The organism is Lachnospiraceae bacterium oral taxon 096 (assembly GCA_018141845.1).
Classification (GTDB): Bacteria; Bacillota; Clostridia; order Lachnospirales; family Lachnospiraceae; genus F0428.
Map to the genome: position 1 here is coordinate 690,247 of CP073340.1, position 15,992 is coordinate 706,238.

A 15,992-nucleotide genomic window follows, 5' to 3' on the forward strand; every position below is an offset into this window, starting at 1 on the left:
TCTTAAAATTTTCTATATCTTCTATATCTTTGCTCCAATAAGGCATCGACTTCCACGCCTTCCATACGCTCCAACCAATTGAGTAATTCGGCCTTCATAATTGCACTCACATCGTCCATATTCTTTACTGTTGTCGGTGTCTTCTCTGGAATAACCTTATCAACAACACGCAATTCCAAAAGCTCATGCGATGTAATCTTCATTACCTCAGCTGCTTGCTTACATTTCTTTGCATCCTTATATAAAATTGAGGCAAAGCCCTCAGGAGAAAGAATGGAATAGACAGCATGTTCCATCATCCACACTTCGCTCGAAACAGCCAAGCCAAGTGCACCGCCACTGCCACCTTCACCAATAAAAATACTTAATGTTGGAACTTTTAGGGCACTCATCTCAAATAAATTTCTTGCGATAGCCTCGCCCTCTCCTCTTTCCTCTGCCTCAAGCCCACAGAAAGCTCCTGGAGTATCGACAAAGCAAATGATCGGTCTGTTGAATTTTTCTGCTTCTTTCATCAGGCGAAGTGCCTTTCGATAGCCCTCTGGAGAAGACATTCCAAAGTTTCTAATTTTGTTTTCCTTTAAACTTTTTCCCTTTTGCTGACCAATCACGGTCACTGCTCTTCCAAAGAAAGTCGCAATGCCACCAATGACTGCACCGTCATCCGAAAAATAACGGTCTCCATGGAACTCCATAAAATCCGGAAAAATACTCTCAATATAGTCCTTTGCTGTCGGTCTATCCTTACTTCTTGAAATGAGCACACTGTCCCAGGCTGAAGAAATCTTCTTCTTTAGAGATGCTCTCTCCTCTCTATTATCCTGATCGATATAATTTAGAGATTCACTCTCAGACTTATCCACATTCTGTGTCTCTTGGCTGTGCATACGTAAGATTTCTGCCAAAACATCTCTTTGATCTTTTCTCTCGACGATTTTATCTACAAAGCCATGTTCCAATAAAAACTCTGCTCTTTGGAAGCCCTCTGGCAACTTTTCGCCAATCGTTTGTTCGATAACTCTTGGTCCAGCAAATCCAATCAATGACTTTGGCTCTGCAAGAATAATATCACCAAGCATTGCAAATGACGCTGTCACTCCTCCCGTTGTCGGATCAGTCAACACACTAATAAAGAGCTGACCTGCATCACTGAGTCTTTTTAGAGCTGCTGAAGTTTTGGCCATCTGCATTAGAGAAACAATGCCCTCTTGCATTCTTGCACCGCCAGAAGCCGCATAAATAATCACTGGCAATTTTTCCTTGCCTGCACGCTCCACAAGCTGTGTCACCTTTTCTCCGAGATTATGTCCCATTGAACTCATCATATATCTTGAATCGCACACACCAATCATACATGGATAGCCCTTGATCGTCGCTCTTCCTGTAATAATTGCCTCATTGAGCTTTGACTTTGTCCTTGCTGCCTCAAGTTTTTCCTCATATCCAGGAAATGCCAACATATTGGAAACTGGCATTTCCTTGTTGAGCTCCAGAAAACTTCCCTTATCACAGATCATTTCAATTCTGCGGAAGGCATGGACTCTAAAGTATCCTCCACATTTTGGACATGCATAGAAATTATTTCGCACATCTTCAACATAGATTGGTGCACCACATTTATTGCACTTCTTCCACATTCCTTCTGGTGCTTCTGCCGTATTTTTTGCCGCCTTATGCCCTGCCTCAATACGAGTGTAGGTCTTTTTAAACATACCTTCTAACATCTATGCCCTCCTACCTAATTATTTTAAATAATCTGCAAAATATGTCTCTATAAAATTTGTGTCGGTATCTCCACGCTCAAATGCCTCGTGATTGATAATACTGTAATCAAAATCAATATTGGTGTCCACGCCTTCAATGACAATCTCACCCAAGGCCGAACGCATCTTTTCAATCGCCTCCTGCCTTGTGTCGCCATGTACAATTAATTTTAAAAGCATAGAATCATAATTTGGTGGAACCACATAGTCTGTATAGATATGAGAATCCACACGAATACCATTGCCACCTGGCACATGAACTGTCGTCAACTTTCCTGGTGATGGGCGAAATCTCTTCTCTGGATTTTCTGCATTGATTCTGCACTCAATAGAATGTCCCTGTACCTTGACATCATCCTGTGTAATTGGCAACTTTTCTCCCGCTGCAACTTTAATTTGCAACTTAATCAAATCAAGCCCTGTCACCATCTCTGTCACTGGATGCTCCACCTGAATTCGAGTATTCATCTCCATAAAATAGAAATTCTTATGTCTATCGAGCAAAAACTCAATGGTTCCTGCATTCTCATAGTTCGCTGCCTTAGCAGCCTTTACAGCAACATCGCCCATACGCTTTCTCAAATCGGCATCAAGGGCAATGGATGGAGATTCTTCTAGTACCTTTTGATGTCTTCTCTGAATTGAACAGTCTCTTTCGCCAAGATGTACCACATTGCCATGGGCATCCGCCATAATTTGAAACTCCACATGACGAGGTTTTTCAATATACTTTTCTAGGTACATCGTGTCATCAGAAAATCCCTTAATTGACTCCTGTTGTGCATTCAAAAAATTCTCTCTAAAGTCGTCCTCTCCATAGGACACTCTCATCCCTTTTCCGCCACCACCAGCGGCCGCCTTAATCATAACAGGAAATCCTATTTCCTTTGCCTCCTCAAGAGCTTCTTCTACCTGTTTTACACTGCCTTTTGCTCCTGGGATAACTGGCACGCCAGCAGCAATCATGGTATCTCTGGCTGCTGCCTTATCGCCCATCTTTGCAATAATTTCGCTATCTGGACCAATAAACTTAATATTACACTCCTTGCAATGCTTTGCAAATCGTGCATTTTCTGACAAGAAACCAAATCCTGGATGAATGGCATCTACACCCATGACAATGGCCGCAGAGAGAATCCTCTCCATATTCAAATAACTTTGGTTCGCTGGTGCTGGTCCAATACAAATGGCCTCATCTGCCAACAATGTATGTAAACAGTTGCGATCTGCCTCCGAATATACAGCGACACTCTTAATCCCCATCTCTCGGCAGGCACGAATAATACGCACGGCAATCTCTCCGCGATTTGCAATCAAAATTTTTTGAAACATCTATCTGCCCCCTATTATCCAACCATAAAGGTCAATTCTCCCATTGCGGCAATCTCTCCGTCCACAGTCGCTACAGCCTTGCCTACACCCAGAGGTCCCTTTTGCTTAATAATTTCACAACTTAATTTTAAACGATCGCCAGGAACCACTTTTCTCTTAAACTTTACCTTGTCCATACCACCAAAGAAAGCAACCTTTCCCTTATTCTCCTCCTTTGAAAGGATGGCTACTGCTCCTGTCTGTGCCAAGGCTTCCATAATCAATACCCCTGGCATCACTGGAAGACCTGGAAAGTGACCTGCAAAAAATGGCTCATTAAATGTCACACATTTGTAACCAATAGCACGCACACCTGGTTCATACTCCTCAATGCAATCCACCAATAAAAATGGATGTCGATGTGGCAAAATTTCTTGAATTTCTTTGATTCCCAGCATACTCTCTCCTATCCGATTCTGAACAACGGCTGTCCAAACTCTACAGTTTCTTCATTTTTAATCAAAATCTCTGTCACAACACCATCATAATCGCTCTCAATCTCATTCATCAGCTTCATAGCTTCAATGATACCAAGAATTTGTCCCTTCTTCACAGTGTCGCCAACCTTGACATAAGCTGGTGAATCTGGAGATGGTGCATTGTAAAAAGTTCCCACCAATGGAGACTTCACAAGCTGTCCCTTTTCCTCTGGTGCTGCTGGAGTTGGGACTGCGGCCACTGGTGCTGGCACTGCAGCCACTTGAGCCGGTGCTACAGCCACTTGGGCTGGTGCTACAGGTGCCGTTGGCACTACTGGTACCACGGCCTCTGGTGCAACGACAACTGACTTAGCATCATTGTTCGTGATCACAATTTCTTTTCCATCATCTGATGTCACACTCAACTGATCAATATTATTTTTGCTCACTGCCTCAAGCAACTGAATAATCTCTTCTACCTTCATTATTTATACCTCTTAAAAAGAATTGTCGCATTATGTCCACCAAAACCTAAGGAATTGCTAATCGCCACATCCACTTTCGTCTCTACTCCGCCATCTTTACAATAGTCAAGATCGCATCCTTCTCCTGGATTCTGTAATCCTACTGTCTGATGTACATAGTTGTCCTCAATGGACTTGACACACACAATGCCTTCTACACCACCTGCAGCACCCAAAAGGTGACCAATCATTGACTTTGTCGAATTGACCTTTACCTTATAGGCATGCTCGCCCAATGCACGCTTAATTGCCATGGTTTCAAAGAGATCATTGTGATGCGTACTTGTTCCATGAGCATTGACATAGTCAACATCCTCTGGCTGAAGTCCAGCATCTTCGATCGCCAACTTCATCGCCATTGCTGCACCCTCACCGTCCTCAGCTGGTGAAGTGATATGGAATGCATCACAAGTTGCACCATAGCCGGCAACTTCTGCATAGATCTTTGCTCCCCTCTTTAGTGCATGCTCTAACTCCTCTAAGACCATAACACCACTTCCCTCTCCCATAACAAAACCTGCACGGTCTTTGTCAAATGGAATAGAGGCTCTCGAAGCATCCTCTGTTGTATTTAATGCGGTCAATGAAGTAAATCCTGCCATACCAATTCTTGCAATAGAGCTTTCTGTTCCACCAGCAACCATCACATCAGCCTCGCCATAGACAATGCTTCGAAATGCTTCGCCAATAGAATTTGTGCCTGTTGCGCAAGCTGTCACCACATTAATGTTCTTTCCCTTTAAGCCAAATTGAATGGCTACATTTCCCGATGCCATATTCGAAATCATCAGTGGAACCAATAGAGGAGCTACACGATTTGGTCCTTTATTGACCATCTTATCATATTCTCGTTCCATTGCCTGAAGGCTTCCAATGCCAGAACCAATGGCTGTTCCCACACGATAGGGATCTTCCTTCTCCATATCTAATCCCGCATCTTCGATGGCCTCCTTGCTCGCAGCAACTGCAAATTGAGCAAATTGTTCCATTCTTCTTGCCTGCTTGGCATCCATATACTTTGCTGGATCAAAATCCTTTACCTGTGCAGCAAGCTTTGCCTTAAAATCTGTAGTATCATAATATGTAATTGGTCCAATGCCACATTTTCCCTCTTTGCAAGCGTTCCAAAACTCCTCTACGCCCAGTCCAATAGGGGTAATGGCACCCATACCTGTCACGACAACTCGTCTTTTCATAAATCTCTCCTCTTTATCTCATTTCTATTGCATGGACATACCGCCATCCACACTGATCGTCTGCCCTGTAATATACTTTGCCTCATCGCTTGCTAAAAATACCGCTGTAGCGGCAATATCTTCTGGTGTTCCCATATATCCGAGCGGAATACTTGCCAAAATTGCCTCTTTTGCCTTTTCTGACAATATCGCAGTCATATCTGTTGCAATAAAGCCCGGTGCAATCGCATTGACAGTAATTCCCCTTGCGGCCATCTCTCTAGCAGCCGACTTCGTCATACCAATTATTCCTGCCTTACTTGCCGAATAATTCACCTGCCCAGCATTGCCAAGCACACCCGACACAGAGGACATATTAATAATTCTGCCACTTCTTGCCTTAATCATATATCTAGATGCCACCTGCATGCAGTTAAAGCATCCCTTTAAATTTGCTGCAATAACATCATCAAACATCTCTTCGCTCATTCTCATCAAGAGACCATCCCTTGTGATACCCGCATTATTGACCAGCACATCTAATTTTCCACATTTTTCAATAATGGTACCGATCATCTTTGTCACTGCCGAATAGTCAGAGACATCACATTGATAAACTTCTGCACTGCCACCTGCTGCTACAATCTCCTCCACCGTCTGGTTTGCTCTCTCCAAAGAACCATTAAAGTTGACAATAACATGTGCACCCTCTGCAGCCATTTGTAATGCAATGGCCTTACCAATTCCTTTTGCTGCTCCAGTCACAAGTGCAGTCTTTCCTGTCAGTCTTCCCATTATTTCACCTCTATAAACCCTCAGCCACAAGAGCCTGAAGGTCTTCCATTGTTTCTATATTTCTAATTCTCACACTTGGATCAATTGTCTTTACAAATCCACTGAGCGTCTTGCCCGGTCCGACCTCAATAAATGTATCCACGCCGTCGGCCAGCATTGTGCGGATACTCTGTTCAAATTTTACAGATCCACTGACCTGCTTTTTTAATAATTCTCTGATATTCTCTGAGTCTTTGACATACTCTGCGGTATAATTCGCCACATATGGATGCTCAACTTGTGAAAATTTCACATCCTCTAAAAATTCATAGAGCTTCTCTCCAGCCTCAGAAAGAAGTGGAGAATGGAATGGTCCACTCACCTTTAGTGGAAGCACACGCTTTGCACCTGCTTCCTTTAATTTCTCTGATGCCTTCTCGACACCTTCTTTTGTTCCTGAGATAACAATCTGTCCTGGACAGTTATAATTGGCAATCCAAACGCCCTCAATATCTTTAATTGTTTCCTCAATCACTGGAATGTCAAGTCGAAGCACAGCAGCCATAGCACCAACACCTGCTGGAACAGCCTCCTGCATTAAGATTCCTCTCTTTCGAACAGTTCGAATGGCATCCTTTGCTGAAAGCACTCCTGCATAGTACAGGCTCTCGTACTCTCCGAGACTTAAACCTGCACTGACATCGGCCTTGATATGATTCTTTTCAAGCACCTTTAACATGGCAATGCCTGTTGTCACCATCGCTGCCTGTGTGTACTCCGTTAAATTTAATCGTTCATCTGGTTCAAAACAGAGGGCAGCCATATCTATTCCCAAGAGCTTTGAAGCCTCGTCAAAGACTGCTCTTGCGTCTGCGTCTACATCATAGAAACTCTTTCCCATTCCTGTCTTTTGTGCTCCCTGTCCCGGAAATAAAAATGCTGTCTTCATAAGCCCTCCATTAAGCAAACTTCGTGATATTTTTAATTAGTTCCTCTGCTTGAGAAATAATCGAATCGATCATCTCCTTACAAGTTTCTTCCTTCTTTACTAGACCAGCAATCTGTCCAGCCATCACTGTACCATTGGTCACATCGCCCTCCTGCACAGCCTTTCTCAAAGCACCCAGTGTCAAGTACTCAAGTTCCTCAAAACTCTTTCCCTCAGCCTCAAGCTTTGCATATTCCCTTGTCATCGCATTTCTAAGACAACGCACTGGATGTCCATGGCTGCGGCCCGTCACTGAACTATCAATGTCCTTTGCAGCAATAACTCTTTGCTTATATGCCTCATGTACAATAGATTCCTTGGATACAACAAAGCGTGTTCCCATTTGAACCGCTTCTGCACCAAGCATCAATGCAGCCATCAATCCTCTTCCATCTGCAATACCACCTGCAGCAATTACAGGAATACTCACTGCATCCACAATCTGCGGCACAAGTGTCATAGTGGTCGCTTCACCAATATGTCCACCAGACTCTGTTCCCTCAGCCACAACAGCGTCGGCACCACATTTTTCCATTCTTCTTGCCAATGCAACAGATGCAACTACAGGAATAACTTTAATTCCTGCTTCCTTCCACATTTGCATATATTTCTCAGGAGATCCTGCACCTGTTGTCACTACCTTGATTCCTTCTTCGACAACAACCTTTGCCACATCATCCGCATGTGGTGAAAGCAGCATAACATTTACACCAAATGGCTTATCTGTCAATGCCCTTGCCTTTCTGATTTCATCTCTAATCACTTCTCCTGGTGCATTTGCTCCTCCAATTAAGCCAAGACCACCGGCATTAGAAACTGCTGCTGCAAGGTGATGCTCTGCAACCCATGCCATTCCGCCCTGAATAATCGGATATTCGATTCCAAGTAATTCTGTAATTCTGGTTTTCATATTGATTAACTCCTCAAGCTTATTGGTTATTAGATTTCTACTCCCTTGGCCTTAAGATAATCTACAACTGCACCTACAGTTGTGATCTTCTCCAAATCCTCTGAAGGAATCTCCACACCATACTCGTCCTCTAAAGACATTACCATCTCAAAAAGGTCAAGTGAATCTGCACCGAGATCATCCTTAAAGTTAGCCTCCAAAGTAACCTGATCCTCGCTAATGTTTAACTGGCTGGCAATAATTGACTTAATCTTCTCTGACATTTTCTTTCTCCTTTAAATAAAAAATTAGTATTTTATTACAGTCGCACCCCAGGTGAGACCGGCCCCAAAACCGGAGAGAACCAAGACATCGCCCTTTTGAATTCGGCCACTTCTTATCTCCTCATCCAGTAGAATTGCTACACTCGCTCCAGAGGTATTTCCCACTTTGGATAAATTCATTGGGAATTTCTCCATAGCTTCCTCTAGTTTTTTTGCCACTGATTGGATAATCCGCTCATTGGCCTGATGCAAAATATACCAATCAACTTCCTTTTTTGTGATCTTCGCTCTTTCTAACGCTTGATCAATAACCTCTGGTACTGTGCGCACAGCAAATTTAAATACTTCCTGACCACACATTTTTACATATGGATTTTCCCCAAATGCTTCTCGCACCAAGGAATCCCCTCGACTGCCATCTGATCCCAATTTTGTTCCCAAAATTCCATCGACTACTCGTTCGCTCTCTTTTGCTTTCAATACCACAGCACCTGCACCATCTCCAAAGAGAACACAGGTCGAGCGATCACTCCAGTCCAAAACTCTTGAAAATGCATCTGCACCGAGCACCAGGGCAGAGCGATATCCCCCTGCACGCATCATACATTCTGCCGAATGTAGAGCAAAGACAAATCCTGAACAAGCTGCACTGACATCAAAGCACACGGCATGGCTTGCACCAATTCCAGCCTGTACCTCACAGGCACATCCTGGAAAGCTCTTATCTGCTGTGGTCGTCCCTGCGACGATCAAATCAATGTCCTCTGCATCCACTTTCGCTGCATCCAAGGCCCTCTTTGCTGCCAAGGTGCTCAAGGCAGATAGGCTCTCTTTTTCACAGATGCGTCTTTCTTTGATTCCTGTCCTCGTAGAAATCCACTCATCCGAAGTATCCACGATTTTTGCCAGGTCATCATTTGATACAATCTTTTCAGGAAGGGCTGAGCCACTTCCGACCAGTAATATCTCCATAAGCCTCCGTTCAAAATCATTTTTCTACAAATACTTTGATACTCAAAATATTCTAATCCAGTAGCCAAATAATGTCAAGAAAAAAACTAAATAACCAAAGATCTGGCGATTTCGATGATCACATCTATGGCACTTTCCATAGTTTCTAGACAGGCAAACTCATATCTTCCGTGCATATTTTCCCCACCAGCAAAAATATTCGGTGTTGGAATTCCCATAAATGAAATTTTTGAACCATCGGTTCCTCCTCTCACGGGTTGAATGATCGGCTCAATATTTAGTGCTTCCATTGCCTTTTTTGCCAAATCGACACAGCACATATCCTTTTCAATCACCTTCTTCATGTTGTGGTATTGATCTCTCATCTGAACTTTCACTCTCTCTGTGCCCAGTTCCTCATTCATTCGCCTAGCAATTTCTTCCACCAAGGTCTTTCTACTCGCAAATTTTTTATCCTCAAAATCTCGAATGATGTAGCTACTCCTTGCCTCTTCGACATTTCCAGCAATCTCCATCAAATGAAAAAATCCTTCATAGCCCTCGGTGTGTTCTGGTTTCTCCTCCTCTGGAAGCTGGCGATGAAATTGCATAGCTAACTCAATCGCATTGACCATTTGATTCTTTGCTGTTCCTGGATGGACATTTCTTCCAAGGAAAGTAATATCTGCACTAGCGGCTGAAAATGTCTCATACTCTAGTTCTCCAAGTGGCCCCCCGTCCATTGTATAGGCAAAGTCGACATTAAAATCCTTGACATCAAAGTGATCTGCTCCTGTTCCAATTTCCTCATCTGGTCCAAATCCCACTCGGATTTCACCATGCAAAACCTCTGGATGTTGATGGAAATATTCCATTGCCGTCATAATTTCTGCAATTCCTGCCTTGTCATCTGCACCGAGCAGAGTATGGCCATCCGTAGTAATCAATGTCTTTCCCAAATATTTTTTTAAATTTGGAAATTCTACTGGATCAAGAACATACTCCCCATCACCAAGAGAAATGATTTGACCATTATAATTTTCAATAACCTGAGGTCTTATATTTTCTGCATTAAAATCTGCTGTGTCCATATGGGCCAAAAATCCAATTTTCTTTTTTGCCTTTGCATTCGCCCTCAATGTGCCTACAATATAGCCATTGCTTAAATAGTGAATATCCTCTAGCCCTACAGCTTCCATCTGTGGCCACAAAATATTCTTAGCAAAATCTTCTTGACTCTTTGTACTTGGTATGCTCTGACTGTTTTCATCACTTCTTGTGTTGACTTTGACATAACCTAAAAATCTTTCCAATAAATTTGTATACTTCATATTCCTCCTCTCTACTCTCTCAGCAATGCTTGATAAATTTCTCTCTTTGACACCCCCCTGTCTCTGGCGGCCATACGCATCGCTTCCTTGTGATCCATTCCTTTTTTCTCATAAAATGTCACATGTTCTGCAATGCTTAAGCTTTCCCATTCTCTTTGTTCTTCTTTGATGTACTCTGCATTACTTATTCCCTCGATGACTAAGACATATTCTCCCCTAGGTTGCAAACCATCCTCCTCATAGGCCTTTACAGCCTCACCCAGGCGAAATTGAAGCACTTCCTCATGAAGTTTTGTCAGCTCCCTGACAATACTAATTTTTCTCTCCTCTCCCAGTACCTGCATCAGTAGTCGCAAAGTCTTCACTAAGCGATGAGGAGCCTCATATAAAATCATAGTTCTTGTCTCTCGCTTCATTTGTTCGAGAACCATTTCTCTTTCCTTTTTATCCACAGGCAAAAAAGCTTCAAATGCAAATCTCCTCGTTGGTAATCCACTCAGGGCGAGTGCACTCACACTGGCACTCGCTCCTGGAATGACACTCACCTTCACGCCATTTTCATAGGCAATGCGAACCAAGTCTTCCCCAGGGTCAGAAACTGCTGGCATTCCCGCATCCGTCACCAGTGCAATATTTTTTCCAGCCAATGCCTGTTCCACTAAAACCTGAGCCTTTTCAATTTTATTGTACTCATGATAACTTGTCATAGATGCCTTAATTCCATAGTAATTAAGCAAATGAATTGTATTTCTTGTGTCCTCTGCTGCCACAATATCCGCACTTTTTAAAATTTCCAATGCTCTCATCGTAATGTCTTTTAGATTGCCAATTGGTGTTGCCACCAAATAGATGATTCCTGCCATTTTTCCTCCTAATATCCATAGATTTCGAGCAATTGCTTGGTATATACTCCAGGTCTTTCGTATACAACCATTGCTGGTTCCAACTTTAGGAAATGCCCACCTCCCTTTGCTGCCTCAATCAATACCATATTGGCCTCTTTATCTGCATAAGGATGAACAAAGCACATTCGCTTGGGTTCTAATTTGTACTTGCTCATCCATTCCATAATTTCGACTAAACGATGTGGGCGATGAACCATAAAAAGTTTTCCATTGCTCTTTAACATCTTTGCTGCACTTTTGATGATGTCTTCCAGAGTGCAAAGAACCTCATGCCTTGCAATGGCCAGTGCACTATCTGGATTTTTAATGCCATGCAAATCATTCATATAGGGCGGATTGCTGGTCACCACAGAAAAACTTCCCACAGGCAAAATTTCTTCCACAGATTTGATATCCCCACAGAGAATGCGAATTTTTTCCTCCAGCCCATTGACCTGCACACTGCGCCACGCCATATCGGCCATATCTTCTTGAATTTCCAACCCCACAAAATGTCTCCCCTGGCTCTTTGCTGACAATAATAAAGGTACAATACCTGTTCCTGTGCCAAGATCTAAGACATTCTCTCCTGGCTTTACCTTTGTAAATCCACTGAGCAAAACAGCATCCATTCCAAAACAAAATTTTGAGGGGTTTTGTATAATGAAAAGACCACTGCGCTCTAAATCATCCAAACGCTCTCCCTCTCTTAGCCATTGATTTTCGATCACCTTGACACCTTCTTATTTTGAAACTTATTTGAAAAATTCTTTCTCTTTGCCCTTGTATTTTCCACTGTATTTTCCACCACTTTTTCTGGCGGTTTTTGTGGAAAAATCCCCTTCTTTTTCTTGGTTACAGAGACAATATCATCCACCGAATATTCCAAAATTTCTTTCTCGTCATTTGATTTTTTTACCAAAAGACGCACTTTTTGTCGCAGTACATTGACGCCCATCACCACGCCACTACATCCATCCTTTGTCTCAACAAAATCTCCTTCCTTTGGCAGGGTACTATTGAGATACTCATAGGTTTGTGCTTCATTTTTTAGACAGCACATCAAACGGCCACAAACACCACTAATTTTTTGGGGATTTAGTGATAAATTTTGCTCCTTGGCCATCTTAATAGAGACAGGGACAAAATCAGACAAATAGCTGTGGCAACACAGTGGTCTTCCACAAGATCCCATTCCCCCCACAATCTTTGTCTCATCTCGAACACCCACTTGACGCAATTCAATGCGAACCTTAAAGATGGCTGCCAAATCCTTCACCAATTCCCTAAAGTCCACTCGGCCATCCGCTGTGAAATAAAACATCACCTTTGTTCGATCAAATGTATATTCTGAGGAAATTAATTTCATTTCCAGTCCATGTTCTTTTATTTTGTTTTTGCAAATTCGAAAGGCTTCTATTTCCTTTTCCCTATTCTCAGAAAGTAATTGCAAGTCCTCTGCACTCGCCACTCTACGCACAGCCTTTAATGGCTGAACCAAATTCTCCTCGCCCACTTCTCGATTGGAAATCACAACGGTTCCACATTCCAATCCTCTAGCTGTTTCTACAATCACACGAGTGCCCACAACCAATACATCTTTTCCTGGAGAAAAATAGTAAATTTTCCCCACTTCTCTAAATCGTACACCAATCACTTCAACCATTATCCTCACCTACTTTCATCTCCATCAATAACATTTGCATAGCCAATTCTGCCTTCACATTCGCCTGAATCCGATCTTGTGCAAGATCCACTGCTTCTAAAATTTGATTTACCTTTGTCAAAGAATATTGCTCTGCCTTCTCCTTCATTGTCTTCATCTCAGTGAAAAAAATTAACTTTCTAACATCTGCTCCCACCAGCACAATTAACACATCTCGATACCAGTCTCGAATAAATTGTAAAAATTCCGAAAAATTAGGATCTTCTTCCTTCATTTCTGCCAAGACCTTCACCATCTGCTCCAGTGTAAAGTTTCCGATATCCTTCAAAATTTTCACATTTTTTTGATAGCGTATTCTTTTTGCTTCGTCCTCCAACAAGTTCTTTGCCCTCCCAAGATTTCCTCTCACATAGGTGGCATACTCCCTTGCCTGCATATCCGTGATCGGATAACTTTCCTTGAGTTTTTGTGCGACCACTTCAACTGGTAGAGGCTGCATTCTCAAATGGATACACCGACTTTGAATGGTGTCTAAAAACACCTCCCTATTGGTGGTCAATAAAAAAATAATAACATAACTTGGTGGTTCCTCAATCGTCTTTAAAAGTGCATTCTGTGCCTGTACATTCATCCGCTCTGCATGATCTATAATATAAATTTTTACTGGTGCAGAAAACGGACGAATATCTACTGTGTCATTAATTTTACTTCGGATATCATCGACCGAAATACTCTTTTCTTTCACCAACTCAATAACATCGGGATGACTATGGGCAAGTACTTGACGACAAGCATGACAACATAAACATGGCGAATGTCCACCCTTCTCACAAACAAGCAAAAGAGCAATGGCCTGTGCCAATGTCTTTTTTCCCATTCCCTCCTCACCAGACAAAATATAGGCGTGGGAAAGATGTGAAACTGCTCTCGCTCTTTGAAAATATGCTTTGATTTTTTCCTGTCCTACCATTTGATCTAATGTCAACATTTTTACTACCGCCCACTCTCTTATTTGTGCCTTGGTGGTTCCATATCTGCCTTAATTTCTTCCACACATCGATTCAAATTCTCATTGATATATCGCTTCTTAATTCCCGCTTCCTTTAATTTTTCCTCTGAAAAATCCTCTTCATCAGCCAAAAATCTTCTACACATTTCCGCATATCTTGGTCTCTTTTGCATAAATTCTCGATTAATCGCTCGCTGCAGACGAATGCCTGGGTCAACCTGAATGTAAATGGGGATCACCACATCTTCCCCAAAATATGCCTTAATCTTTTTAAAGGACTCCAATGTTCCAATAATTAAGAAATTTCTTGCTTCTAGGCGTTCCTTCAAGTGGTCATCAACTGTAGCATAAGTCCAAGGCCCATGCACAGTTTGATAGGTTCGCTTTTCAATTAAGCGATTTTCTTGTTCAAAGACACTCAATTCCTCCTCAGTCACATAATTATATTGAATGCCCTCTTTCTCCTCATCTCGACGAGGTCTTGTGGTATAGAGCGTGATTCTATTGGTCTTTGGACATTCTTCAAGCAATCGAGTAAAAATTGTATCCTTTCCTGTCGCACTCTTTCCCATTACATAATAAATCTTTCCCATTTTCCTCTCCGACAATGTCAAAGCCCCACAATGTGGCAATGACTCCTTAAATATCTCTTGATAATTTCTATCTTTTCTTCACTCACAATTTCGCCAGGACGAAGAATTGGAATATCTGGCGGATAGGCATAGACAAAATGATGTGCCCTGTCTCCCACAAAAAGAGAAAGGGTGATCTCTTCTCTCGGCCAGCACACAATCTCCCCCTTGTGTATGCGCCAATCAATATCTTTCATTGCATTCAGAAGACGATCGATACCCTCCTTGTCATCTCCTACCGTGAGCATAGCCAAGGTATACTCCACCCCACTCATCTCCGTCTCTATCGCATAATCTCTTCTCAAAATTTCTTGCAATTGCTCGCCAAACATAGACTCACCATTTATTTTTGCCCCCAATACAAGTTTGGTCTGGTCAATCCCCGCTATATATTTTGTTTTGTCTTGGCCTGGATTCCAGCAAAATACATAGTTTAATTTGCCTATCTGAGCTCGAAATTCTTGTTGCCACTCCCACAATTGAGCAAGCTTTTTTTTACCCATTTCATCCATATACCGAATAGCCCCATCAATGGCTGACATCAAAATATAGGAGGGGGAACTCGTTTCAAAAAAAGTTAGACTTCTTTCCATTTCATCTCTAGAAATCATTTCTCCCTGAATATGCAATATTGCAGTCTGTGTCAGAGATGGCAATGTCTTGTGAACACTTTGAATCACCAGATCTGCTCCACAATCTAGTGCCGAAAAATTTTGTTCCTGTTTTAAAAAATGCAGATGTGCTCCATGTGCTTCATCAACAATCAATGGAATGTGATGTGCATGTGCAATATCTGCAATCTCCCTCACCTGCAAAATTACTCCTTCATAGGTTGGTGAAGTGACATAGACAAAGGCGAATTCATCTTTCTGCTCTCTTATCTTTTCCATCACCTTTTCTGGATTTAATCCAGCAGTTATTCCTATATCCTCAAAATATTCTGTATCAACAAAAATTGGCTCAAGTCCAAATAGCTCTAAGCCATGGTAAGCACTGATATGTGCTCCCGGTGTCATCAGCACCTTCTTTTTTTTCCTGCTACAACAATGCATGGCACTCAAAATCCCACCACTGCTTCCATTAACTAAAAAAAAGGTATCCCTTGCCCCATAAACTTTGGCAGCATATTGCATGGCCTGTAAAATGATTCCCTCAGCTTGATGCAGATTATCTGTTCCCTCCACCTCTGTGACATCTATGCTATAGATATCACAGAGCAAATCTTTGATGCAAATAGGCACATTTCTCTTGTGCCCTGGCATATGCATCGGGTAAATCCCCGACGCTGTGTACTTCCTCAACTTCTCTGCCAAACTCTCTTCTCTTTGCATA

The 15,992-nt window shown here is 42.3% G+C and carries 17 protein-coding genes; all 17 read right to left on the minus strand.

Going from position 1 to position 15,992, the window contains the following annotated elements; all coding sequences use genetic code 11:
• Positions 1–2: 2 nt before the first annotated feature.
• Positions 3–1,724 (minus strand): acetyl-CoA carboxylase carboxyltransferase subunit beta, encoded by a 1,722-nt coding sequence (locus J5A74_03500; protein QUI96396.1) that lies wholly within the window; start codon positions 1,722–1,724, stop codon positions 3–5.
• An 18-nt stretch (positions 1,725–1,742) separates the two neighbouring features.
• Positions 1,743–3,095: an acetyl-CoA carboxylase biotin carboxylase subunit gene (locus tag J5A74_03505; GenBank protein ID QUI96397.1), complete on the minus strand. Its 1,353-nt coding sequence runs from the start codon at positions 3,093–3,095 to the stop codon at positions 1,743–1,745.
• A 14-nt stretch (positions 3,096–3,109) separates the two neighbouring features.
• Entirely contained in the window at positions 3,110–3,532 is a 423-nt protein-coding gene (gene fabZ, locus J5A74_03510) for a 3-hydroxyacyl-ACP dehydratase FabZ (GenBank protein QUI96398.1), read from the minus strand.
• An 8-nt stretch (positions 3,533–3,540) separates the two neighbouring features.
• A complete protein-coding gene (gene accB, locus J5A74_03515) occupies positions 3,541–4,038 on the minus strand; it encodes an acetyl-CoA carboxylase biotin carboxyl carrier protein (protein QUI96399.1) in 498 nt (165 codons plus the stop codon).
• Complete coding sequence (fabF, locus tag J5A74_03520) at positions 4,038–5,273, minus strand: beta-ketoacyl-ACP synthase II (protein QUI96400.1); 1,236 nt, start codon at positions 5,271–5,273, stop codon at positions 4,038–4,040. Before fabF ends, accB begins: the two co-directional genes overlap by 1 nt.
• Positions 5,274–5,297: 24 nt before the next feature.
• Positions 5,298–6,047 carry a 3-oxoacyl-[acyl-carrier-protein] reductase gene (gene fabG / locus J5A74_03525; GenBank protein ID QUI96401.1) on the minus strand — a complete coding sequence of 250 codons (750 nt, stop codon included), beginning with the start codon at positions 6,045–6,047 and terminating at the stop codon, positions 5,298–5,300.
• A 10-nt stretch (positions 6,048–6,057) separates the two neighbouring features.
• On the minus strand, positions 6,058–6,975 hold the full coding sequence (gene fabD / locus J5A74_03530) for an ACP S-malonyltransferase (GenBank protein QUI96402.1): 918 nt from the start codon (positions 6,973–6,975) through the stop codon (positions 6,058–6,060).
• Positions 6,976–6,985: 10 nt separating this feature from the next.
• Positions 6,986–7,924, minus strand: coding sequence for an enoyl-[acyl-carrier-protein] reductase FabK (fabK, locus tag J5A74_03535; GenBank protein ID QUI96403.1), 939 nt, complete (start codon positions 7,922–7,924; stop codon positions 6,986–6,988).
• Positions 7,925–7,953: 29 nt separating this feature from the next.
• A complete protein-coding gene (gene acpP, locus J5A74_03540) occupies positions 7,954–8,187 on the minus strand; it encodes an acyl carrier protein (protein QUI96404.1) in 234 nt (77 codons plus the stop codon).
• 24 nt (positions 8,188–8,211) lie between these two features.
• A complete protein-coding gene (locus tag J5A74_03545) occupies positions 8,212–9,159 on the minus strand; it encodes a ketoacyl-ACP synthase III (GenBank protein ID QUI96405.1) in 948 nt (315 codons plus the stop codon).
• A gap of 86 nt (positions 9,160–9,245) precedes the next feature.
• A complete protein-coding gene (pepT, locus tag J5A74_03550) occupies positions 9,246–10,469 on the minus strand; it encodes a peptidase T (protein QUI96406.1) in 1,224 nt (407 codons plus the stop codon).
• Between the two features lie 11 nt (positions 10,470–10,480).
• On the minus strand, positions 10,481–11,332 hold the full coding sequence (gene rsmI / locus J5A74_03555) for a 16S rRNA (cytidine(1402)-2'-O)-methyltransferase (protein ID QUI96407.1): 852 nt from the start codon (positions 11,330–11,332) through the stop codon (positions 10,481–10,483).
• An 8-nt stretch (positions 11,333–11,340) separates the two neighbouring features.
• A complete protein-coding gene (locus J5A74_03560) occupies positions 11,341–12,084 on the minus strand; it encodes a tRNA1(Val) (adenine(37)-N6)-methyltransferase (protein ID QUI96408.1) in 744 nt (247 codons plus the stop codon).
• Complete coding sequence (locus J5A74_03565; protein QUI96409.1) at positions 12,081–13,019, minus strand: stage 0 sporulation family protein; 939 nt, start codon at positions 13,017–13,019, stop codon at positions 12,081–12,083. The genes J5A74_03560 and J5A74_03565 overlap by 4 nt, the downstream gene beginning before the upstream one ends.
• Positions 13,012–14,007 carry an AAA family ATPase gene (locus J5A74_03570; protein ID QUI96410.1) on the minus strand — a complete coding sequence of 332 codons (996 nt, stop codon included), beginning with the start codon at positions 14,005–14,007 and terminating at the stop codon, positions 13,012–13,014. The genes J5A74_03565 and J5A74_03570 overlap by 8 nt, the downstream gene beginning before the upstream one ends.
• A 20-nt stretch (positions 14,008–14,027) precedes the next feature.
• Positions 14,028–14,621 (minus strand): guanylate kinase, encoded by a 594-nt coding sequence (locus tag J5A74_03575; protein QUI96411.1) that lies wholly within the window; start codon positions 14,619–14,621, stop codon positions 14,028–14,030.
• Between the two features lie 17 nt (positions 14,622–14,638).
• The gene (locus tag J5A74_03580) at positions 14,639–15,991 is read right to left on the minus strand and encodes an aminotransferase class I/II-fold pyridoxal phosphate-dependent enzyme (protein ID QUI96412.1); all 1,353 of its coding nucleotides are present in this window, start codon (positions 15,989–15,991) and stop codon (positions 14,639–14,641) included.
• Position 15,992 lies beyond the last annotated feature (1 nt).